Genomic DNA, 22,398 nt, shown 5'->3' on the forward strand with positions numbered 1-22,398 from the left:
CGACGCGCTTGACTGGCAAAGCAGCCAGTCAGTGTGGACGGTTACTTGCTGCGAATCTTCTCGACAATCTCGGTGGTGGAGCTGTTTTCCACCAACCCCAGCACGCGCACTTCCCCGCCGTAGGCGCGGACAATATCGCCGCCGACTACGCCTTCAATACCGTAATCGCCGCCTTTGACCAACACGTCCGGCTTGACCGCGCGAATGAGATTCTCCGGGGTGTCTTCGGCAAAGCTCACCACCCAATCGACCGCGCCAAGGCCTGCCAAAACGGCCATGCGTCGATCTACGGTATTGATCGGCCGACCCGGCCCTTTCAGGCGGCTGACGGAAGCGTCGTCGTTGACCGCCAACACCAGTCGATCACCCTGCGCGCGCGCCTGTTCCAGATAAGCCACATGGCCAGCATGCAAAATATCGAAACAGCCGTTGGTGAAGACGATCTTCTCGCCATGGGCGCGGGCGTCTTCAATGGCCAGCAGCAGCTGATCCGGAGTCAGCACACCACGCTCGGAACCCGCCTCGCGCTGAATCGCACGGCGCAGTTCCGGCGCGCTGATAGCTGCGGTGCCGAGCTTACCGACCACAATACCAGCGGCCAAATTGGCCAGTGCTACGGCATTTGGCAGCTCTTCGCCCGCAGCCAAGCTGGCCGCCAAGGTGGAAATAACCGTATCGCCCGCACCGGTCACATCGAACACTTCGCGGGCACGTGCCGGCAGATGCAGCGCCGGATGCTCCGGGCGCAGCAAGGTCATGCCGTGTTCGCCACGGGTCACCAGCAGCGCGCCCAACTCCAACTCGGCCATCAGCGCGGCACCCTTGGCCACCAACTCGGCCTCATCACGGCAGTGGCCGACGATGGTTTCGAACTCGTGCAGGTTCGGTGTGATCAGACTCGCACCCCGGTAGATGGAGAAATCCTTGCCTTTGGGATCTGCCAGTACGGCAATGCCTTTGCTGCGCGCCAGTTGCACCAATGCCTGATGGTTTTGCAGAGCGCCTTTGCCGTAATCCGAGAGAATCAACACTTTAATGCCATCCAACTGCGCTTCGACGCTGGCGGCCAGGGCGGCGCTATCGGTGCGGAACGGCTCTTCGAAATCCATGCGTAAGAGCTGCTGATGACGGCTCATCACGCGCAATTTGACGATGGTCGGCTGGTCTTTGATCGCCTGGAAGAAAGTCTTCACGCCAACCGCCTGCAGGCTGTTGCGCAGGCTCTCGGCGGCTTCATCCTGTCCAGTAACCCCGACCAATATGGCCGGCGCACCAAGGGCCGCGATATTCAGCGCGACGTTGGCCGCGCCGCCTGGACGATCCTCAATCTGCTCGACCTTGACCACCGGCACCGGCGCTTCCGGCGAAATCCGCGAGGTGCCGCCATGCCAATAACGATCGAGCATGACATCGCCCACCACCAGAACGGCGGCCTGGTCGAAACGCGGCATGGACACTTTCATAAACACTCCAGAAGCGACAGAACAGATTGCCGCGAATCATAACATTGGCAGGCCACTGCGCTGGCTAACCGCCGAGCGTGCGCACCCAGAACAGTTCATGGCGGCGCACAGCCTTGCGGAAGAATTCGTTAATGTCGGTTGCTGCAAAGAACTTGTACCAAAGGCGCTCGGCACTTACTTAGCCAGCCACCCGAGACGACTGGCGGCTTTACACTGCGACCGCATTCAAAGTTGAACCACTACAGCGCGCCAAGGCTGCAAAGCACATGAACCACAACCGCCTGACATGCAGGCGGTGCGCGCACGACGGGGCATCAAGCACTCGGCCCCACATGCAGGTCAGCATCGTCAGCAAAATCGCGGGCATGCAGGCGTGCGTAGTAACCATTGAGGGCCAGCAATTGCGCGTGAGTGCCACGCTCAACAATCTCGCCCTGCTCCATCACCAAAATCAGATCAGCCTTCTCGATGGTACTCAGACGATGGGCAATTACGATGGTGGTGCGCCCTTCGACGACCTTATCTAATGCCGCCTGGATGTGCCGCTCGGACTCGGTATCCAGCGCCGAAGTGGCTTCATCGAGGATCAACAGAGGAGCATCTTTGAGCAGCGCTCGGGCAATCGCCAAACGCTGACGCTGCCCCCCTGAAAGCAAGACACCATTCTCGCCCACTACGGTGTCGTAGCCTTGCGGCATCTTCTCGATAAACTCGTCTGCGTAGGCATCCGCAGCAGCACGTTTGATCGCGTCCAGCGGAGCATCGGCCAAATCGCCATAGGCAATGTTGTTGCGCACGGAGTCATTGAACAGAGTTACATGCTGGGTAACCAAGGCAATATGACCGCGCAGATTACGCAGCGTGTACTCTTCAACATCCAGGTCATCGAGCAGAATCTGGCCGTTCTCGTGGTGATAAAAACGCGGAATCAAACTCGCCAGCGTGGATTTACCACTGCCAGAACGCCCCACCAACGCCACCATCTGGCCCGGCTCAGCCACAAAAGAAATATTGTTGAGCACCGGTTTTTCGCTGGTCGGGTACTGAAAGCTCAGATTGTTCACTTGCAAACGACCACTGATGCGCTGGCGCTCCTGCGAACCACGATCTACCTCAGACTGCTCATCCAACTGCTCGAAAATACTTTCCGCACCGGCAACACCCTTCTGAATAGTCGAGCTGACTTCAGAGAGCTGGCGAATCGGCTTAGGCAAAAGACTGGCAAGCGTGATGTAGGCCACGAGATCACCCGCACTGGCATCACCACGTAGTAACAACACCAAAAACATCAAAACCGCCATGGCGCTGTAGATCACCAACTGCAGACTTGGTGTGTAAACAGCATTAAGCCTGACCATCTTCAGCTGCTTGGTTTTGTTGTCTTCACTTGCGTCGTGGAAGCGCTGCTGCTCATAACCTTCACCACCAAAACTACGCACGACGCGGTAGCCTTGAATCGTTTCCGATGCCACATGCGTGACATCACCCATGGTGACCTGAATTCTCTTACTCTGCTTGCGAAACTTCTTGCTGGCACTCGATACCATCAGGCCGATCACGGGCAAAATGACGACCATAACCATGGTCAGTTTCCAATTCATCCAGAGCAAGGTGGCAAACAGGAAAATCACCGTCATGCCTTCGCGCACCACCACCTTGATTGCATCTGTGGCAGCGCCAGTGACCATGGTTACGTTGTAGGTGATACGAGAAATCAGATGACCTGAGTTGTGATTATCAAAATAACGATTCGGCAAGCTCAGCAGGTTGTTGAACAGCGCAATACGTAAGTCATGCACCAGGCCAAGTGAGACCTTGGCCAAGAAGTAGTTACCCAGAAATGAGCCTACCCCCTGCAAGAGGGCTATGAACACGATCAACAGAGGTACGGCGTGGAGCAGCTTTAGCTCAGCCAGCCTGGGTGCATGCTCAACGACCCAGGCCACCTCGGCGAACAGTCCGGCGTCAGGATTGTTAAGACCATCGACGAAGAACTTGAGCATGTAGCCGAGCATCGGCTGGGTGGAAGCGAAAATCAGGAAGCCAAACAGACTTATCGCAAACAGCCCCCAGTAAGGGAGCACGTACGTCAGTAGGCGAAGGTAGATTATGAGGCCAGAAGCAGCATCTTGTTTGGGAGTATCTGTCATAACGGCGCCCATGCCAAAAGCGACATCTTAACACCCTCCCCCCATGGCCGCTCTCTTGCGAGATCAGGCATCATATGCCCACATGTGATTATCAAGGCTCTGAACCGTGCTGACTTTTACCCACCTGTCTGCTGCAGATTTCTCAACACTGATTCACAACGCAAAAATCCTGGAGCAGGATGGTTTCGGCCCTAAGGTTTATCATTTGAGCGACGGCAACATGCTCAAATTGTTTCGCCGCAAGCGCTTGTTCTCGTCGGCATTACTGCGTCCACACTCACAACGATTTTGCTATAACGCAGAATGCTTGGAGGCAAGAGGCATACGGACATTAAAGCCGTTACGCCTATATAGATTGGAGAATCCGGCCTGGACTGCCGTACTGTACAGCCCGCTACCTGGCGAAACATTGTCAAAACTACTGCGCGAGGGTGCGCTGGCTTGGTCGGCGACAATCCCTGAGCTAGCAACATTCATATATAACCTGCATCAAAACGGTATCTATTTCCGCTCACTGCACTTGGGCAACATAGTGCGCACGCCGGACGCTCAGTTAGGATTAATAGACATTGCAGATATGAAAATCCACAGGCGCCCTCTCAGCAAACATTTGGTTCAGCGAAACCGGGAGCATTTCGAAAAATACTTACGCAAAGAAGGCATGCTTTTCGATAGCTCGCAATTATGGGCGTTCGACAGGAAAAAACCGCACGCTATCTAACCCACGGCGGTTATCTATCAATGCCATGGGCAAGAGCACCAGCAACCAAAGCTCATCTGGATTACCTACGAGTTTACTACCATCAAAATTCAGCATTATAAGTGCGGTAAAAAGGTAAAGCCCCCAAGGATCATTCTGCAACCATGCCCGCCGGAGCGTAACCGCAACAATTATTAAAAAAACTACTAAAGACACCAACCCACTATAAAGACCTAACGCTAGGAAAATATTATGTGAATGCTGGATAGGCGCGCCACCAAGAATCGTAGCAGTAGTCACATGTTGCATACCACAGCCTAGCCATAACCCGCACGACAACCACTCTTCAATGAGGATGTGCCACAGTTCAAAACGCCCGGCGTCAGCACGAGCAAATAAACTATAAAACTGCGGGATCTCACGAATGCTGTAGAAAACCACCACCGATGCCAGCGCAATCAAAGTCAAAATTAAAATCACAAGGCGCGCGCGGTGCAAAACTAAGAAACCTAAAAACAATACACCTATCGCAAAAAGGCCTACGAGCCCAGATCGACTCTGTAAAACATACCCCATACAGAAAACTGCTAAGCACACACCAATTGAAAGCTCTATCCATCGCCGCTGACTTATCCAAACTGGAAGAGCCAAAGCGAAACAGCAGGCCAGCCACATGCTAGTGTAAATGGGGCCCGTCATACGAGAAGGCAACCAAAGAACTCGCTCCCCCGGCGCATAGCGCCCTATAGCCCAATAAACAACAGCTGCTATAAAAACATATCCCCCAACCACCCAAAATAGCCCACGCGCGAATAATGGGCCTCGAAATATGCTAGGTGATACCAGCAAGCTCACTAACAGCACAAATAGAGTCACATAGAGCAAGTGCTTAAAGTACTGAAAGTCGGCAGATTGAATACCTACCAATAAAAACCAAGCGCACAACCCTCCCCACAGCCACAGGAAAGGAGAAAGCCGAAGATACTGCCTCCAATGAAACAGGAAAAAAAACAGCGCAGGCAATGCCAACGCCACATAAAAAATATTGTTAACCATTTTAGTAGTTGGCAGTAACAAGAAACTCAAAACAAAGGCCAATAGTGCAAGCGTAAAGTAGCCGAGCCTACGATACAGCACGCTAAATTCGTGCACGAAATTCATAACAGAGCGCCAAAGAATAGACCTAATATAAAAACCACAAGCAAACGCAACCGTTCCTGCTTCTTGCGTTTTGCTTTTTTCACTCGCTCTTCGGGCACACTGATGTGCTCACCGAAGCCAGTGTGCAACACAGCATCGTTTTCCAGAATCAGGGCATGCCGCTGTGCATCAGCATATAGGCGTGACAGATCCTTCTCGCTGACGTATTGGGCATAGGGCGCATAGCACTGATAATCGACCAGGCGGCGCAATCCAGGGTTGAATGAAAACCCCTGCCATTCCGCCTTGTGCGAGCAGACTCGGTAGTAGGCAACCCCCTCGACAACCTCACGCTCACCCAAATAAACGTAGGGGCTATGAGTCGCGAGATCGTGTGCAAAGCTGCGCAACCAAACCTGCAGCGCTTGCGGATCGGCCTCAAGCAAGACCCGAGACTCTTCAATAAAGCCGGGGCGATAGAACGCCCAATCGTCCTCGCAATGGAAGACCCATGAGGTCTTAACATGGGAATAAGCCAGATCGATTGAACGCAGCTGCCCCAGTCGCGGTACATTCACGAAAAACGTAGTGTGCTCACGCCAATGCTCTGGAATACAGGCCTGCACAGCTTGATCACCAGAGTCCTCGGTGATGAACACTTCGCGAATAGGCGTGCTATTAAAGACATCAAAACTGACAAGTGTCTGCGTGAGCAAATCGAAACGCCCACAACTGGTCACCACCAAGGTGATTTCGCTATCTTTGGAGAAAATCAAGACTCAACCTCTCGGAAACCCTGGGGGGTAATACTCCATCCATCCCGCGCAGCCAGCATGTCGTCACTTAGCAAATCTTGCTCGGCATAAGCAGGCCAGGCATCGCACTTCCAGCCTATGAAGTGAAAGTAAGGAAACTGTCGCAAGCCATCGCGATCGTTGCGCAGTTGCCCGCCCAACCAAATCCAGCGCTGCGGAAAATCAGGACTACCGTCATGCCAAGCGACGCGTCCGTTAGGCGTGCTGTAAGCCTCAACAAACTCACTAGAGCGCCGCCACGGATTAAGCGCATCGCTCACCCGCCGCAAAGCTGCAGGCCAGCTTTTGTAACGTATGAAGAGGCGACTGAAGGCTCCCTCATCAAAAGCATTATGCTCAACCGATGAAAGCTTCGCTTGCCAGCCGGGTACCTGCATAAAGGCTTCCCGCATCCTCGCGGTGTTTCGCAGCAGGCATAAGTGACCAGAAACACGTCGTTCGTGAGTCGACAACAAATCGAAGCGCTGCAGACGGTCTATAGTGAAATAGGCACGCAAATCGCCGTACACCAGATCAATATCACTGAAACCCCAAAAATCGAAACCCTCCAGCTCATCAGCATGTACATACCCTAGCGCCGGTTTCAGGTCGCAGAGCTTGTAAGGGCTACGCGGCTGAAACTCTATGCCCAATCGAGCAGATACCTTTGCGCAGTATTCGGCAAAACTGATAGACCGAAATTGCACATTGCTTGGCGCTTCGGCCGGTATGCCGCAATCAGTGAAGAAAATCCACTTTACATCAGGGTTATAACGGCAGCTCTGCAGGAAGAACGGCATCCAGAATGGCCAGCGGCCGAAGTAGGGAATGAGAAACAGCAGGCGCGGGGCGGTCATACCCAACCTCCCAGGCGGTTTCGCAGCTGGCATAACCAACCGGGCACAGGGTCAGGTCGCAAGGGCGCCTGCATCGCCTGCACGACCGCCTCACCTATACGCTCGAAACTATAACGCGACTCGGCAAGCTCCCGACCGTTAGCAGCGATCCTCGCGACCCAAGCTGAATCTGCGCGAAGTGTTGCGAGCTTAGTGCGTAACTCGTCAATTGTTCGATAAAGCACGATGTTTTGCATGTCGATAAAACCGAGTGCTTGGTTTTCTTCCTGCCCTTGGTCATAAGCCAGCAACACGCAACCACAGGCCATAGCCTCGAAGTTTTTGATCATATACTCGCCCATACCAACATCTGCACTCACAAAGAAGCGGATACGGTTAAGTGTATTAAGATAGTCTTCGCCAGACTTGGTACGGGTCGCCACCAGATTTTCCAACCGCGCCAACTCGTCGAGCAGCGCCTTGCGACCGCTATATGCACCGCTCTTAGTGCTTCCAACGAAACCCAACTCTATATCGCGCTCGCGACTAAGGTCGCGTAACAAAGCTTGGTCATAGCCCTTGGACACAAAATGCGCGTCAAATCCCTCCTCACGTAATCGCCGCGCGACCTCAAACCCCGAACTGATAATCCGCACCCAAGGCATCCGCCGATAATGCGCGCTGAACTTACCCGTGTACTTGCAAGGGATATAGTTCTGATAGGCGTCGTGCTCAAGAATAACCAGATTGGGCAACGAACGAATGAAGCGCCATTGCCGAACTTCCTTTTTGAAGCGCAAGAAAAACAGTATTCGGTCGTAATGCGCAACATCAACATTTTCGCGAAAGTACTGACGCAAGTTCGCTTGCTCGTCACTGCCCAGCCACCGTATGTCGCAGCTCGCGCTCGCACCGGCGATACCCTCGTAAAGCCGATCAAGAATTGCTCGCTGTTGCGCTTGAACCAGAAAAAGCACCTTCATCAGCACGGCCTCCCAAGCTGATACGTGGCAGCCCATCTGTTGCGTTGCAGAAGCACTTTTGGGTACTCCTTTGCCACTTTTTTTTGCGCTCCTAGTGCCTTAAGGAACGACTGCGGCTCGTCGAGCGGTAGTTGCAGTAAGACCTCTATGGGTAGGCACCACCACTCGCTGGCCAACATTTTATCAATTAAAAGCTCATCGAACCGATAGCGAATTACTCGCGCCGGAGTGCCAGCAACGATCGCGTAAGGCGGAACATCCCGAGTAACCAATGCACGCGCAGCTACAACGGCTCCTGTGCCTACGCTGACGCCTTCCATAATCATCGCCTCACGACCGATCCATACATCGTGACCGATGACTGTTGAGGGAACATTCGAGCTGTAATGAAATTTATCCACAACATGAGCAAAGGGATGGCTGCTTACCCAATTCAACGGATGCCCCGCTCGATCCTGACCAATCACAACACCATTGCCGATGGCACAAAAACGGCCAATCTGACTGACGTTAATCAACTCAGAACCGCTCCTGATGTAGCTCATAGCACTGATTTCAAGGTGATCGAAGTCCATTCGCACATCGCGCATAGCAACACCCGACTCCAGTATCAACTCTGCATTCGGCCTCAGATTGCTCAAGCTTGAAGAAAATTTTATACCCCGCCGCCGTAACCAGCGCCGACACAACGCATCTCTAACCGTCGCGAGCAAAGTCATCTGCCGTTGCATCCTTTTACGTTTTAAAGAAGTAGCTACAAAGACCCGACTTTTGCCAAACGTGCCGACCCACCGCTTCATCTGAGAAATGCTCATGAAGCTTTTGCTCATAACTATAAACGCCTGCCATTGACTGAGATGAACCAACAAGGCAATCCGCGAGAGCCTCCGCATCCCCGAACGGGAAAAGCGCTCTAACATCGCCTACCACCTCTGGTGCACCACCGCAGTCCGCAGCCAGTAACAGCACCCCTGCCGCCATCGCCTCAAGCAAAACCATGCCAAAGGGTTCGCGGTCAGACGTCAGCGCAAAAACATCGAAAGCCTTAAAATAACGACGCCCAGTGGGCACCTGTCCTAGAAAGCGTACTGATGCGCTCACCCCAAGCTCGTCGACCAAAGACTTAAGCGAAGCCTCAAGCCGACCACTGCCCATAATCGCTAGCAAACTGCCCGCTGGTAAATTTGGCAACGCAAGCGCGAACCCGCGGATCAGCGTCGCTTGGTCCTTATCCGGATGCAGCCTTCCAACATTACCAACCACCCAAGCGCCCTGCGGCAGCCCAAGGTGCTCGCGGGCCAATTCTCGTGAGAATTGCTCGGCCTGGACCGCGGCAACATCGATACGGTTGTACAGAGTCTCAATACGCTCAGCTGGCCAGCCTGGCAGTTGTTGGCGGATTTCGTCACGCACGGCATTAGAGACGCCTAGCAGCAGCAGGCGCGACTGGAACCGATTGATAAACAGGCGGCGCAAGGGGCGGTCGTATACGCCAAATGCGTGGTGCACGCCAATAACGGGCAGCGAGGTTCCGAGCAAGGCGATGTATATGGGCTTGAAACGGTGAGCAATGCAGGTAACAAAGTGCCGCGAGGCAGCCAACTTGGACAGCTCGCGGATGGCCCGCAGCTTCAGACCGCGCAGGTCGCGGCTTGAGTACTGGAGAAAAATCACCTCATCGGAGGCCGACCCCTGCCGGACCTCTTCATTGGCCGCGCCGGTTAGATAAACCGTGCAGACCCGATAGCGCGTACCCACAAATAACGCTGCGTACTGCCGGGCGCAGTCGAGAAAGGGGCCGTCATAGCCATGGCAGAGCTGTAGGACCCAAGGCGTTTGCTCAACTGCATCAGACCGATGCATACCCACCCACTCCGTCCTTAACCACCAAAATGTCTTCCATGATCAGGTACTGCAGGTCGGAGCCGAAGAACATGTCCAGCGCGTCGGTTGGTGAGCAGATCATCGGCTCGCCGCGGCGGTTGAGCGAGGTGTTGAGCGACACACCGTTGCCAGTGAGTTTCTCAAGCTCCAGCATCATGTCGTAGTACCGCGGGTTGTACTCGCGTTTGAGGACTTGGGCGCGCGAGGTGCCGTCTTCGTGCACCACTTCGCTGACGCGTGTCTTCCACTCTTCATTCACTTCGAAGGTGAAAGTCATAAACGGGCTCGGATGGTCGACCTTGAGCATCTGCGGGCCGACGGTGTCGAGCATCGACGGGCAGAAGGGTCTCCAGCGCTCGCGAAACTTGATTTGCTCGTTGATCCGGTCAGCCACGCCGGGGATGCTCGGGCAGCCGATGATCGAGCGACCACCCAGTGCGCGTGGGCCGAATTCCATACGTCCTTGGAACCAGGCGACTGGATTGCCCTCAACCATGATCTTGGCGATGCGCTGCGGCATGTCATCGATCTGCTGCCACTTAGGCGCGTTCGGGTGACGCGCGCAGGCGGCGATCACATCTTCGTTGGAGTAAGACGGACCGAGGTAGACGTGCTCCATCTTCTCCACCGGCACGCCGCGCTGGTGCGATACGTAGGCGGCAGCACCGACAGCTGTACCGGCATCGCCGGAAGCGGGTTGTACGAACAACTCTTTCACGTCGTCGCGGGCGATGATCTTCTGGTTCAACTTGACGTTCAGCGCGCAGCCGCCAGCGAAGGCGATCTTGCCTGTTTCGCGGATGATGTCACCGAGGTAGTGCTCCATCATCTGCAGCGCCAGTTTCTCGAACAGTGCTTGCATGCTGGCCGCGTAGTGGATGTAAGGGTCATCAGCGATATCGCCATGACGCTTGGGCCCCAGCCACTCGATCAGTTTCTTGGAGAAGTAGAAGCCCTTACCGTTCTCTTTATAACGACGCAGGCCAATCACGTTGGCGTACTCGGTGTTGATGATCAGCTCGCCGTTTTCGAACTTGGCCAAACGCGAGAAATCGTACTTACTGGCATCGCCATAAGGGGCCATGCCCATGACCTTGAACTCGCCATCGAGCATCTCGAAGCCGAGGAATTCGGTTATCGCGCCGTACAGGCCACCCAAAGAGTCCGGGTCATAGAACTCTTTGATTTTGTGGATCTTGCCGTTCTCGCCGTAGCCGAAGAAGGTGGTGGCGTACTCACCCTTGCCGTCGATGCCGAGAATCGCGGTTTTCTCGGTAAAGCCCGAGCAGTGGTATGCGCTGGCGGCATGTGCCAGGTGGTGCTCGACAGGCTCGATCTTGATCTTTTTCAGGTCGAAGCCGAGTTGCTGCAGGCACCATTGAATGTGTTTGTAGTAACGCTTGTAGCGGCGGTTACCCATGAGGATCGCGTCCAGCGCACGATCCGGGGCGTACCAGTAGCGCTTGGCATACTTCCAGCGTGCTTCGCTGAAGATGCTGATGGGGGCGAAAGGAATGGCCACCACATCAACTTCACTCGGTTTGATCCCGGCTTGCTCCAGGCAGAACTTGGCCGATTCATAGGGCATGCGGTTCTTCGCGTGCTTGTCGCGCACAAAGCGCTCTTCTTCTGCCGCTGCGATCAGCTTGCCATCGATATAGAGGGCCGCGGAGGGATCGTGACTGAGGGCGCCGGAAAGGCCGAGAATCGTCAGTGCCACTTACATACCTCATTGGGAAGCGTCGACCGCTGAGCGGTCGGGATGAGCGGTGAATGCACTGAGTGGTCCTGGCTATGCAGAACGAACACCCTGCTGGTGCACAATTGACGCTATTATAGCGAGGCGGCTCCCGGCTAGGTATCGCCATGTTCATCTTCAGAAACGAGCCACCTGCTATTAGCCAAGAGGCTTCAGCACTGGCGCGCTAAGCAGGTTTATCCAGCGCGCTCTCAAGCCAGACGGCTAACGGGCTGTCGACCGGCCAGTTGCGAATCAATCGCGCCCGATCGACAGCCGCTGCACGCTGCCAACTCGCATAACGGCGATGCACGCGCAATGCATCCAGGTCGATCAAGGCAATACGCCCGCTATCCCAGAGTAAATTGGTAGCCTTGAGGTCGCCGTGACTGATGCGCGCTGCCGCCAACTGCGAGAACAACTGCTGCAGCGCCTCGCCTACGGCCTCTGGCGGCGGCTGATGACCTTCATGACCGAGCAATTGAAAAAGGTCTTGTCCAGCGCTGTAGGCATTAATCAGGTAAGCCCGTTCACGCAGCCAGAAGCGTCGTCGTTCGATCACCGCGACGGGTGCTGGTGTGGCGATGCCCAGTTGCGCTAAATGATGACCAGCAACCCAGCTGTGCCAGGCGCGACTCGGCCGCCAGCAGCGCTTGAGCCAGTGCAAGAGGTTCTTGATGTTGTAGCGTTTGATTACCCAGGTTTGCCCACCTGTGGCGATACGCGCCACGGTTGCCGAACCGCCCTGCTTCAGCGACTCGCCTGCGGCAATCGCCGCATCCGGATCAGCCAATACGGGTGCCAACGTGTCCAGCGCGTCACGCCGCACGGCACGCAGCAGTCCGGCGCCGCGTTCGACCGCAAACAGGCTGCAGTCGCGGCCAATCTTGCGCAGGTAATCGCGCAGGCGCCAGCGTCGTACTTTCGCAATTTCTTTGAGCAGCGCCTCCAACGGTAGCGCGTGCTCGCCGTTCACCAACAGGTAGTGCACCAGCAACTCTTCGATAACCGGCTCTAGGTACGCCGGCAACTGCGCGAAGAACATCCCTAGGTTGGCCAGCACGCGCTCACGCGACAGAGCCTGGCCGGGCATCTCGATGCGCACGCCGCCGCCGTCGATCACATACAGGCGCCCTGCGTGACGCATCAGATTGTCCAAGTGCAGGTCGTCTTGCCACAAGCCAACGCGGTGCAGTTGAGCGATGGCGCCAAGAGCTTCGCCCAGCACCTGCTGCTGGGCATCGCTTAGCGGCGCCTCATGCGCGACTGCATCCCAGGCCTCAGCCAAGCTCTGCGCACCGTCGAGGTAATCGAACAGCAGCCAGGCGCCCTGAGCGCTTTCTGCCGCTGCCAGCAGCGCTGGCGTGTCCATGCCTTGCGCGGACAGTGCCAACGCACCCTGCTGCTCACGCTGAAACTGACGTGCCGCTCGTGTCCCCACCAGCAGCTTGGCCAGCACAGAACGTCCCTGCCACTGCGCCAGCGCAACATAACGCTGCCCGGGCAATACGCGCAGCCACTGGCTGATGTACAGCGAGTCGCCTGAGGGCAATTGCAGGGTCACAGGCAAGGCGGGTGAACGCCCAGCACGGGCCAGTTCAACAAGGGTCATCTGCGGCGCTCCTGATTGTTCCGCTGCTGCCAGAGCCTTGCCTCGACCAAGGACGCAATCAAAACCATCATTCCCGCCCCTCAAAATACTGCAGCACCAGACGAATACGCGCCTTATCAGCTGCGCCCAACCGCTCGCGCTCGCAATAGGACAGGTAAAAGCGCAGCCGCTGGGTGCGGGATAATCGGTACTTGGCCACTTTGTCCAGGCAGGCCAAGTCCTTGACGATGCGGTGACGCAACAACGGCCCCCACCAAAAGGTGCCGGTCGGGCAATCGATCAGGTAAAGACTGGCCTGCTCGTCCACCAGCAGGTTGCGCCACTTCAAATCGTTGTGGGTAAAATGGTGCGCATGCAATGTGCGCGTCGCCGCGGCGAGTTGCTCGCTCATCCGCGCCACCCAGGCACGGTCGCGCAGACGCGGGTCGCCTTTATTCGCCAGCTGCGCAAGGTCTTCGGTGCCGCGCAACTCTTGGGTGATCAGCGCACCACGCACAAACGCGCCATGGTGGCGTTCAAGCCCAAAAGCGATAATTGGCGCAGTGGGAATACCCCAGCGCTCGAACTGCCGCAAGTTCTGCCATTCCGCCTTGATCCGCGGGCGCCCGATAAAGCGCCGCAAGCCCTTGCCAGCCGCGCTGTAACGCTTGATGTAATAACGCAGCCCGCCAACCTGCACCAGAATCACCTCGGACAAAATATCCGAGGTGATGCGCCTTCCCTCTAGTGCAAACACGGCATCAAGATTGCCGAAAGCCTGGTGCGCTGCCAGCGCAGCCTCATCACGCACCCGCCACTCACTCATGCGCGACCCCCGGTGCGTATTTGCGGGCATAGCGCTGCTGAAGTTTATCGGCCCGCTGTTGCAGCCAGGTCAGCAGGCGCACCTCGTCGCGCAGCAGTTGGCGCAGCGGGCGCGGGTTGCCAGCGGCCTGGAAATAGGCGCGCAGAAAACGCATGCGGTCGGCGCGGGTCAGGCCGATATGCAGGGCGGAGAAGTACAGCCCGGCCAGATCTTTGTCGCGCCAGCGGCGTGGCACCTTGGCGCGCACTTGAGCGCGGTGCAGGTCGATCAGCGATAGGCGCAGATTGTCGGCCGCCACTGGCGTGTCCGTGTGCAGCAAAAAATGGCAGATATAGCAGTCACGATGATTGACCCCCGCGCGGTGCATCGCGCCGGTCATACGCGCGACCTCATCAATCAGTGCTCGCTTGAGTTGCGGCTCAGGCGCCTGCTCGACCCAGCCGAGGGTCAGTTGCTCCAAGTCGGTGGTCGGCGCCAGTTCTTCAGTGACAATAAAGGAATGCTGGGCCGCTGGATTGCTGCCGCGCTCGCCATAAGCCACAGCAGTCATGGTCGCGACACCGACCTCGGTGAGGCGCTGAATGGCGTCCCACTCCTGGCGCGCACCAAGCACCGGCAGTTTGGCGGTGAGCAGGTTCTTGACGATTTCACCCCAGCCGATGCCACGGTGGATCTTGACGAAATAACCGCGCCCATCGACTTCGGTACGCAGCGTGCGGCGGCCTTCCAGCTCGCGGTAGACCTGCCCCTGTAGCGTTTCGACAGCGGCAAAGGCATCACGCCCGGCCCACAAGGTTTTAAAGGGTTCAGCCAAGACCAGCTTCATGGACGCGCCGCCAGGATGATGTCGGCCGCACGCTGCGGCATGGAGTACAGATCAGCGCTGTCGGCATAGGCCAGACCATTGCGTGACCAGAACGCACGGCGTTGATCGTCGGCCAGCATGTCAGCGAGCAGATGATTCAAACGCTCTTGGTCAAACGGGCTGGCCAGCACGCGCCCGGCATCGGCATCACGGATGTAGTGGGCGTAGCCGCACACGTCGGTGACCAGCACCGGCAGGCCGGACACCAGCGCCTCCAGCAGTACGGTGCCGGTGTTTTCGTTGTAGGCCGGATGAATCAGTAGATCAGCACCCAGCAGGAAACGCGGAATATCGCTGCGCCCTTTGAGAATGCAACTGGAACGCGCGCGGATCATCCTGACCAATGGCGATGAGTCGGGTGCGTTGCTTCAATTCGCGCGGCAAGGCAGCCAGGGCTTTCAGGCTGCGATCCAGGCCCTTGGTTTTGAAGCCAGAGCCGATCTGCACCAACAGCAGGTCGCTGTCGGCCAACTTGAATTCGGCGCGGAACTCGGCGCGGATCTCCGCCGCATTGGCCGGCGCGCGGCGGTCAGCGGCGATGCCCGGCGGCAGCAGGTGAAAGCGCTGCAGTGGCGTGTGGTAATGCTTGATAAAAAGCGGCTGCTGCACTTCGGAGATCATCAGAATCTCGGTCTTTGACTCGGGGGCAAACACCGCCCGCTCGTAATCGGCGAAGTGCTTGTAACGGCCCCAGCGTTTGTAAATCGGCGCGCGCAGGGTTTGTGCCTTGTCTTCATAGCAGCCATCGGCGGCGTAGTAGACGTCCAGGCCGGGCATTTTGTTGAAGCCGATCACCCGATCGACTGGGCGCTTGGCCAGGTCGGCCTCGACCCAAGCGGTGAGCTTTTCATTGCGTTTGTGGTTGAACAGCGCCTTCACCGGCACCACCACCACGTCAAAACCTGCCGGCACGTCACCCTCCCAGATTGGCGTGTAGACGCGAATGGCATGACCACGCGCCTGACACTCCAGGGCAATGCGCATAAAGTCGCGCTGCAGGCCGCCGAAGGGGAAATACTTGTAGAGGATAAAAGCCAACTGCATCAGGTGCGCCCTTCAACCGTGTAGCCCGGATAAAATCCGGGAAAAAATCGCGACAGCGCCATCAAGTGACGTCCTCGGCCAGCAGCAATGCCTGCAATTGTATGGCGACGCGTTCGGCGTCTAACCCGTCGAAGCAGGGTTTGTGGCGATCACCAGAGCCGGCATTCGGCCCTGTGGCGCAAAGGTGCACCTGACCACGGCCATAGGCCCCCACGCGCCCCGGTAAGGTCGGGCCATACAGCGAAATACTCGGCACATCCAGCGCAGCGGCCAGATGGCCGAGACCGGTGTCCACGGCCACACAGGCACTGGCACCGGCTATCACTTTGGCCACACCTGCCAAGTTGAGTTTGGGCAGCACCGCCGCGTTTTCAATGCCGGCGGCTATTCGCTCGGCGCGCGCCTTCTCGGTCTCATTGCCCCAGGGCAGGCGTATGGCCCAGCCTTGCGCACTCATCTGTTCAGCCAGCGCACGCCACTCGGCTTCCGGCCAGTGCTTACTGGGCCAGGTGGTGCCGTGCAGAAACAGCAAATAAGGCAGCGGCGCGAGATCAGCCAGTTGCGCGCGATTAAGGCCGTAATCACCGATGCTGTCCGGCAGTGCATAGCCGAGCGCTTGGGCAAATAACTGGCGCGTGCGCTCAAGGGCGTGCTGCTCCTTTGGCACGGCGTAGGCACGGTCGTAGAAACGGCTGGCCAGTGGCTCACGGGCTGAATCACGGTCCAGGCCAGCAATCGGCGCGTTGACGTAACGGGTCAGCCAGGCACTTTTCAGCAAGCCTTGGGCATCGATTACCAGGTCGTACCGGGTCTCGCCAAGGCGCTGCTTAAAGCGCTTCCACTCACCGTTCTTAAACGTTTTCCACAGGTGCTTGCGCCAGCGGCGGATGGCCACCGGAATCACCTGCGCCACGGCCGGGTGCCAGGCGGGAATTTCGGCGAAGCCCTCCTCCACAACCCAGTCAAACTGGATGCCGGGAATGGCGCGCGCCGCATCGGTGAGAGCCGGCAGGGTATGCACCACATCGCCCAGCGAAGAAGTTTTGATCAACAGTACCCGCAAGCTATTCAACCTCGACCGGGTCGGCCACCAGGCGATCCAACGCCTCAATCACCCGGCGCGGCTTGAGTTGGCCCAAGCAGTCGTAATGGCCGAAACGGCAGGTGCGCTCGAAGCACGGGCTGCATTCCAAACCCAGGCGGACGATTTCCACCTGCTCGGCCAACGGCGGGGTAAAGCCCGGCGAGGTTGAGCCGTAAACCGCCACCAGCGGACGGTTCAGCGCCGCCGCCACATGCATCAAGCCGGAATCGTTGGACACCACGGCGCCGGCGCACGACAGCAGATCGATGGCTTCAGCCAGGCTGGTTTCGCCGGCCAGATTCACCGCCTCTTCGCGCAGACCCGGAATCAGCCGGCCGCGGATGTCCTCGCCGACCGGGTGATCGTTTTTCGAGCCAAATATCCACACCTGCCAGCCGGCACGGATCTTCAGCTCGGCGACCTTGGCGTAATGCTCGCTCGGCCAGCGCTTGGCTTCACCAAACTCAGCCCCCGGACACAGCGCCAGCACCGGACGATCCAAGCTCAGGCCGAACTTGGCCAGGGCGGCGTCGCGACTTTGCGCATCGATCTGCAAAGACGGGCGCGGGTACGGCTGTGGCAACGCAGCACCCGGCTCAAAGGCCAGCGCCATAAAGCGCTCAGGGTGCGGATATCGTTGAGCAGGCCGTAGCGCAACTCGCCCTTCCAGCCCGTACGTTTGGGGATACCGGCGAAAAACGGCACCAAAGCGGACTTGAGTGAATTAGGCAGCAGAATCGCCTGATCATACTGGCCAGCCAGCGATTTACCGATCTTGCGCCGCGTGGCCAGCTCCAGCACGCCGTGGCCAAGCGGAAAGCTCAGGGCCTGCCGGACTTCAGGCATGCGCTCAAGAATCGGCCGACTCCACTCGGGAGCCAGCACATCGATTGCACAGCCGGGGTAGCGCTGTTGCAGACACTGGAACAGCGTCTGCGCCATCACCATGTCACCCACCCAGCTGGGGCCTACGATCAGTATTTTCATGCCTATTCCAGAAACGACCAAGGAGGCTTTCGCCTCCTGGACAGACTTAACGCTCGACTATCAGCCTAGCCTGCATCGCCGAATCCAATTGCATCCGGCCAACGCTTGCAGCTTATTTAACCAGGGTGCGCCACTCGGCGTGGGCATCGGTTTTACCGGTGACCAGATCGAAATAAGCGGTTTGCAGCTTCTCGGTGATCGGCCCACGACGTCCTGCGCCGATCTGCCGGCCATCGACTTCACGGATCGGCGTAACTTCAGCGGCGGTGCCGGTAAAGAAGGCTTCATCAGCGATATACACCTCATCGCGGGTGATGCGCTTCTCGACCACTTCAAGACCATGCTCGGCCGCCAGGGTGAGGATGGTGTTGCGGGTAATGCCGTTCAGGCACGAAGTCACTTCCGGGGTGTAGATTACGCCGTTCTTGACTAGGAAGATGTTCTCGCCCGAACCCTCGGCCACGTAGCCTTCTGGGTCCAACAGCATGGCCTCGTCGGCACCGCCGGAGATAGCTTCCTGCAGCGCCAGCATCGAATTGATGTAGTTGCCGTTAGCCTTGGCGCGGGTCATCGAGATGTTGACGTGGTGACGGGTAAAGGAGCTGGTGCGCACCTTGATGCCGACCTGCAGGGCTTCATCACCCATGTACGCGCCCCAGCTCCAGGCTGCGACGATCAGGTGGGTTTTCAAGCCACTGGCGCGCAGGCCCATGGCTTCAGACCCGTAGAACACCATGGGGCGAATGTAGGCGCTTTCCAGGTTGTTCTCACGCACGGCGGCGCGCGTGGCTTCGTTGACCTCGTCTTTGCTGTACGGAATCTTCATGCCCATGATGTGGGCAGAGTCGAACAGGCGGTCGGTGTGCGCTTGCAGGCGGAAAATCGCCGTGCCTTGCGGGGTGTTGTAGGCGCGCACGCCTTCAAAAACGCCCATGCCGTAGTGCAGAGTATGGGTCAGCACGTGAGTGGTCGCGTTGCGCCACTGCACCAGCTCGCCGTCATACCAGATCACGCCATCACGATCGGCCATCGACATAATTGCCTGCTCCTCACATTCGATTGGTACAGCACTCGTCGACCACACTTGGCGGCCGACCGCTAGATAAATTCAGTTCAAACCCAGCGCGCGCCAAAGGCGCATCACCGTATGCCGCTCATCAGCAAACTGCTCGCCGCTGACCACCCCCGGCTGTTTTTGCAGGGCCTGGCGGTGCGCCGCTGAACGGTAGGCTTTGTAAATCGCCTGCAGTAATTGGGCATCTTCAGCCGACAGCAAACCCAACCGCTCCAGCCCTTCCAGAATGCGAATATTGTCTGTGAACTCAAGCAATTCCGGGTGCTGGCGCGACCATGCCAGGGCCGCGTATTGCACCATAAATTCAATATCGACGATACCTCCGGCATCCTGCTTGAGGTCGAACGGCATATTGGGTTCGAAGGCATTCGCGGCCGTACCCGCTGCGGTGGCCTTGCTGCCGAGGTTATCGCGCATCTTCGCGCGCATCTCGCTGACCTCGGTGCGCAGCGTGGCAAGGTCACGCTCGCGGCCCAGCACGGCGGCGCGAACCGCCTCGAATGCCTTGCCGACGCGCGGGCAGCCGACCAGCACCCGCGCGCGCACCAACGCTTGGTGCTCCCATGTCCAAGCCTCACCCTGCTGGTAGCGCTTGAACGCGCCCAGCGAGCTGACCAGCAAGCCTGCTGCGCCTGATGGCCGCAAGCGCATGTCCACCTCATACAGCTGGCCGGAGTTGGTCTGCGTCGTCAGCAGGTGAATGATGCGCTGGCCCAGACGGTTAAAGAATTGCGCGCCATCGATGGGCTTCTCGCCATCGGTTTCAGCCTGCGGGTCGCCGTCGTGGATAAACACCAAGTCGAGGTCCGAGCCATGCCCCAACTCGATACCACCGACCTTGCCATAGCCGACGATGACAAAATCCGGATCGCAGATGCTGCCATCAGCCCGTCGCGGCGCGCCGTAGCGGCTCACCGTGTGACGCCAGGCCAGCGCCAGCACCTGATCAAGAATGGCCTCGGCCAGCCAGGTCAGGTAATCCGACACCTTCATCAGTGGCAACGTACCGGCAATCTCGGAGGCCGCTACACGCAGTCGATGGGCCAGTTTGAAGTGACGCAGGGCCTCCATCTGCTGCTCCAGATCCTCTTCGGGAATACGCATCAGCCGCTCGCGCAGTTCAGCGGCCAGTTCGGGGGCCAAAGGCGGCTTGAACAACCGGCCTTCATTGAGCAGTTCATCGAGCAGCAGCGGGAAGCGGGTGATTTGCTCGGCGATCCACGGGCTGGCGGCGCACAGGGTCAGCAAGCGCTGCAAGGCGCTGGGGTTTTCCGTGAGCAACACCAGATACGCCGAACGCCGCGCCACGGCTTCGATCAGCGGCAGCACCCGCTCTAATACCAAATCCGGGTTGGCATGCTCCACAGCTTGCGCCATGAAACGCGGAATAAAGGCATCCAACCGCTCGCGACCCAGACGTTGCATGGCGCGCACCTGATTGCCATTGCGCAAGCCGGCCAAGCGTTGCCAGGCCGATTGCGGCTCGGCAAACCCCGCTTCGGCCAACTGCCGACAGGCCGCCTCTTCGTCCTGCACATCCTCCCAAAGCGGCAGCCATTCGGCACCGGCGACTTCTTCGGTCGGCGCGCCCTCTTCTTCGTCCGGGTCGGCAATTACCTGGCGGAAGTGCCAATCCACCCGGCCGCGCCAGTGCATCAACTGATCATGGAAGGCCTGCCAACTGTCGAAGCCCATAATAAAGGCCACGCGCGCACAGTCCTGATCATTGTCGGGGAGCATCTGCGTTTGCCGGTCGTCGATGGCCTGCAAGGCATGTTCGGCATAACGCAAAAAGGCATAACCGTCGCGCAGCTCGTCGGTCACCGCTGCGGGCAGGTAGCCCTGGTCGCGCAGGGTATTGAGCACGGCAAACAGCGAGCGCTGCTGCAAGCTAAGGTCGCGACCGCCGTGAATCAGTTGGAAGGCCTGAGCGATAAATTCCACCTCGCGGATGCCGCCCGCGCCCAGCTTGATGTTCTCGGCCATGCCCTTGCGCCGCACTTCCTGCTGGATCAACTGCTTCATCGCGCGCAACGCTTCAATCGCCGAGAAATCCAGATACCGCCGATAGACGAAGGGCCGCAGCATCTGCAGCAACTGCGCACCGGCCACCTGATCGCCACCGACCACCCGCGCCTTGATCATGGCGTAGCGTTCCCAGTCGCGGCCCTGATCCTGGTAGTACTGCTCCAACGCGTTAAAGCTGAACACCAGTGCACCGCTTGAGCCATAGGGGCGCAAGCGCATGTCGGTGCGGAAGACAAAGCCTTCGACGGTGATGGCGTCCAGCGCCTTGATCAGCTTCTGGCCGAGGCGAATAAAGAATTCCTGATTGTCCAACGCACGCTTCACCCCTTCAGTCTCGCCGCCTTCGGGATAACCGAAGATCAAGTCGATGTCCGAAGACAGGTTCAGCTCATGCGCGCCCAGCTTGCCCATGCCGAGGATGACCATGTGCTGAGGCTGGCCACTGCGCTGCCCAATAGGCGTGCCGAATTGCGCGCAATGGCGTGTATAGAGCCATTGATAGGCCTGATCAATGCAGGCATCGGCCAAGTCAGACAGATCGCGGCAGGTTTCAATCAGATCGGCCTGACGGCTGACATCGCGCCAGATAATGCGCAGCTGCTGGCGATTGCGAAAGCGCCGCAAACGGCGGCCTAGGTCGTCCTCATCGGCGGCGTCGGCTAATGCCTGCGCCAGATGGCCGCAGAGTTCACCGACCTTGAAGCTGCGTTCAAGCTCACCGCTGGCGGCCAGGTCGAGCAGCATCTGCGGATCACGCACGCCTTGCTGCACAACGAAATCGCTGGCTGCACTAACCCGCCGCAACGCGTCCATCCGCTCAGCAGGCCACTGCGCAAAGGCTTGTGTGGCGGCAGTTGAGCGCTCACTGAAGGCCTGCTGTAACGACTGTTCGGCACGTGCAGCGAGGGGCGACAGGGCAGCGGGCAAGACGGCCAGCAGGGGCAGGGTCATGGTCTATCCTTTTTAGCGAACTGCTCCCTGACCACGGCGAACACCAAACACGTACTCCAGCCTTGGTCATACGGAGAACAGAAAAATAATTGTAGTTTTACTACCAAAGAATGTATCCCAAAGGCTGAAATTGGCGTCGGAATGTAGTAAAACTACACGAAGCCGGCCCTACCCCCGGTCAATCCAAGAATTCACGTGGCCACTCATGAAGTCGGCCGCGAAACCTGGCCTCCGATTCTGGAAGCCTTTCCGCCCTGGA

At 57.9% G+C, this 22,398-nt stretch carries 16 protein-coding genes and 2 pseudogenes; 1 reads left to right on the top strand and 17 read right to left on the bottom strand.

Going from position 1 to position 22,398, the window contains the following annotated elements:
* Positions 1–41: 41 nt before the first annotated feature.
* Complete coding sequence (hldE, locus tag AUK77_RS09510; protein ID WP_296128718.1) at positions 42–1,463, bottom strand: bifunctional D-glycero-beta-D-manno-heptose-7-phosphate kinase/D-glycero-beta-D-manno-heptose 1-phosphate adenylyltransferase HldE; 1,422 nt, start codon at positions 1,461–1,463, stop codon at positions 42–44.
* Between the two features lie 314 nt (positions 1,464–1,777).
* Positions 1,778–3,613 carry a lipid A export permease/ATP-binding protein MsbA gene (gene msbA / locus AUK77_RS09515; RefSeq protein ID WP_296128721.1) on the bottom strand — a complete coding sequence of 612 codons (1,836 nt, stop codon included), beginning with the start codon at positions 3,611–3,613 and terminating at the stop codon, positions 1,778–1,780.
* A gap of 106 nt (positions 3,614–3,719) precedes the next feature.
* On the opposite strand from msbA, the gene AUK77_RS09520 reads away from it, so the two are divergent.
* Positions 3,720–4,334, top strand: coding sequence for a toluene tolerance protein (locus AUK77_RS09520; protein WP_296128725.1), 615 nt, complete (start codon positions 3,720–3,722; stop codon positions 4,332–4,334).
* On the opposite strand, the gene AUK77_RS09525 is transcribed toward AUK77_RS09520, so the two are convergent.
* The 15 genes and pseudogenes from AUK77_RS09525 to glnE form a co-directional block, all read right to left on the bottom strand.
* Complete coding sequence (locus AUK77_RS09525; RefSeq protein WP_296128727.1) at positions 4,296–5,474, bottom strand: O-antigen ligase family protein; 1,179 nt, start codon at positions 5,472–5,474, stop codon at positions 4,296–4,298. The genes AUK77_RS09520 and AUK77_RS09525 overlap by 39 nt on opposite strands.
* Complete coding sequence (locus AUK77_RS09530) at positions 5,471–6,229, bottom strand: glycosyltransferase family 2 protein (RefSeq protein WP_296128729.1); 759 nt, start codon at positions 6,227–6,229, stop codon at positions 5,471–5,473. The genes AUK77_RS09525 and AUK77_RS09530 overlap by 4 nt, the downstream gene beginning before the upstream one ends.
* The gene (locus AUK77_RS09535; RefSeq protein ID WP_296128732.1) at positions 6,226–7,104 is read right to left on the bottom strand and encodes a DUF6625 family protein; all 879 of its coding nucleotides are present in this window, start codon (positions 7,102–7,104) and stop codon (positions 6,226–6,228) included. The genes AUK77_RS09530 and AUK77_RS09535 overlap by 4 nt, the downstream gene beginning before the upstream one ends.
* Entirely contained in the window at positions 7,101–8,066 is a 966-nt protein-coding gene (locus AUK77_RS09540; RefSeq protein WP_296128734.1) for a glycosyltransferase, read from the bottom strand. The genes AUK77_RS09535 and AUK77_RS09540 overlap by 4 nt, the downstream gene beginning before the upstream one ends.
* The gene (locus AUK77_RS09545; protein ID WP_296128737.1) at positions 8,066–8,896 is read right to left on the bottom strand and encodes a CatB-related O-acetyltransferase; all 831 of its coding nucleotides are present in this window, start codon (positions 8,894–8,896) and stop codon (positions 8,066–8,068) included. The genes AUK77_RS09540 and AUK77_RS09545 overlap by 1 nt, the downstream gene beginning before the upstream one ends.
* The gene (locus AUK77_RS09550; protein WP_296128739.1) at positions 8,802–9,929 is read right to left on the bottom strand and encodes a glycosyltransferase; all 1,128 of its coding nucleotides are present in this window, start codon (positions 9,927–9,929) and stop codon (positions 8,802–8,804) included. Before AUK77_RS09550 ends, AUK77_RS09545 begins: the two co-directional genes overlap by 95 nt.
* Positions 9,916–11,670 carry a carbamoyltransferase gene (locus tag AUK77_RS09555; RefSeq protein WP_296128742.1) on the bottom strand — a complete coding sequence of 585 codons (1,755 nt, stop codon included), beginning with the start codon at positions 11,668–11,670 and terminating at the stop codon, positions 9,916–9,918. The genes AUK77_RS09550 and AUK77_RS09555 overlap by 14 nt, the downstream gene beginning before the upstream one ends.
* Before the next feature lie 205 nt (positions 11,671–11,875).
* Positions 11,876–13,300 carry a lipopolysaccharide kinase InaA family protein gene (locus tag AUK77_RS09560; RefSeq protein ID WP_296128782.1) on the bottom strand — a complete coding sequence of 475 codons (1,425 nt, stop codon included), beginning with the start codon at positions 13,298–13,300 and terminating at the stop codon, positions 11,876–11,878.
* 67 nt (positions 13,301–13,367) lie between these two features.
* Positions 13,368–14,105: a lipopolysaccharide kinase InaA family protein gene (locus tag AUK77_RS09565; RefSeq protein WP_296128785.1), complete on the bottom strand. Its 738-nt coding sequence runs from the start codon at positions 14,103–14,105 to the stop codon at positions 13,368–13,370.
* Entirely contained in the window at positions 14,098–14,931 is an 834-nt protein-coding gene (gene rfaP, locus AUK77_RS09570; RefSeq protein WP_296128789.1) for a lipopolysaccharide core heptose(I) kinase RfaP, read from the bottom strand. The genes AUK77_RS09565 and rfaP overlap by 8 nt, the downstream gene beginning before the upstream one ends.
* A pseudogene (locus AUK77_RS09575) lies at positions 14,928–16,014 on the bottom strand (glycosyltransferase family 4 protein). Before AUK77_RS09575 ends, rfaP begins: the two are co-directional and overlap by 4 nt.
* 61 nt (positions 16,015–16,075) lie before the next feature.
* A complete protein-coding gene (gene waaC / locus AUK77_RS09580; protein WP_296128793.1) occupies positions 16,076–17,077 on the bottom strand; it encodes a lipopolysaccharide heptosyltransferase I in 1,002 nt (333 codons plus the stop codon).
* A 1-nt stretch (position 17,078) separates the two neighbouring features.
* A pseudogene (gene waaF / locus AUK77_RS09585) lies at positions 17,079–18,085 on the bottom strand (lipopolysaccharide heptosyltransferase II).
* A gap of 112 nt (positions 18,086–18,197) precedes the next feature.
* Positions 18,198–19,121 (bottom strand): branched-chain-amino-acid transaminase, encoded by a 924-nt coding sequence (gene ilvE, locus AUK77_RS09590; protein ID WP_296128796.1) that lies wholly within the window; start codon positions 19,119–19,121, stop codon positions 18,198–18,200.
* Positions 19,122–19,193: 72 nt separating this feature from the next.
* Positions 19,194–22,139 (bottom strand): bifunctional [glutamate--ammonia ligase]-adenylyl-L-tyrosine phosphorylase/[glutamate--ammonia-ligase] adenylyltransferase, encoded by a 2,946-nt coding sequence (gene glnE, locus AUK77_RS09595; RefSeq protein ID WP_296128798.1) that lies wholly within the window; start codon positions 22,137–22,139, stop codon positions 19,194–19,196.
* Positions 22,140–22,398: the final 259 nt, after the last annotated feature.

It is taken from the genome of Pseudomonas sp. Ga0074129 (genome assembly GCA_001465025.1).
Taxonomy (GTDB): domain Bacteria; phylum Pseudomonadota; class Gammaproteobacteria; order Pseudomonadales; family Pseudomonadaceae; genus Aquipseudomonas.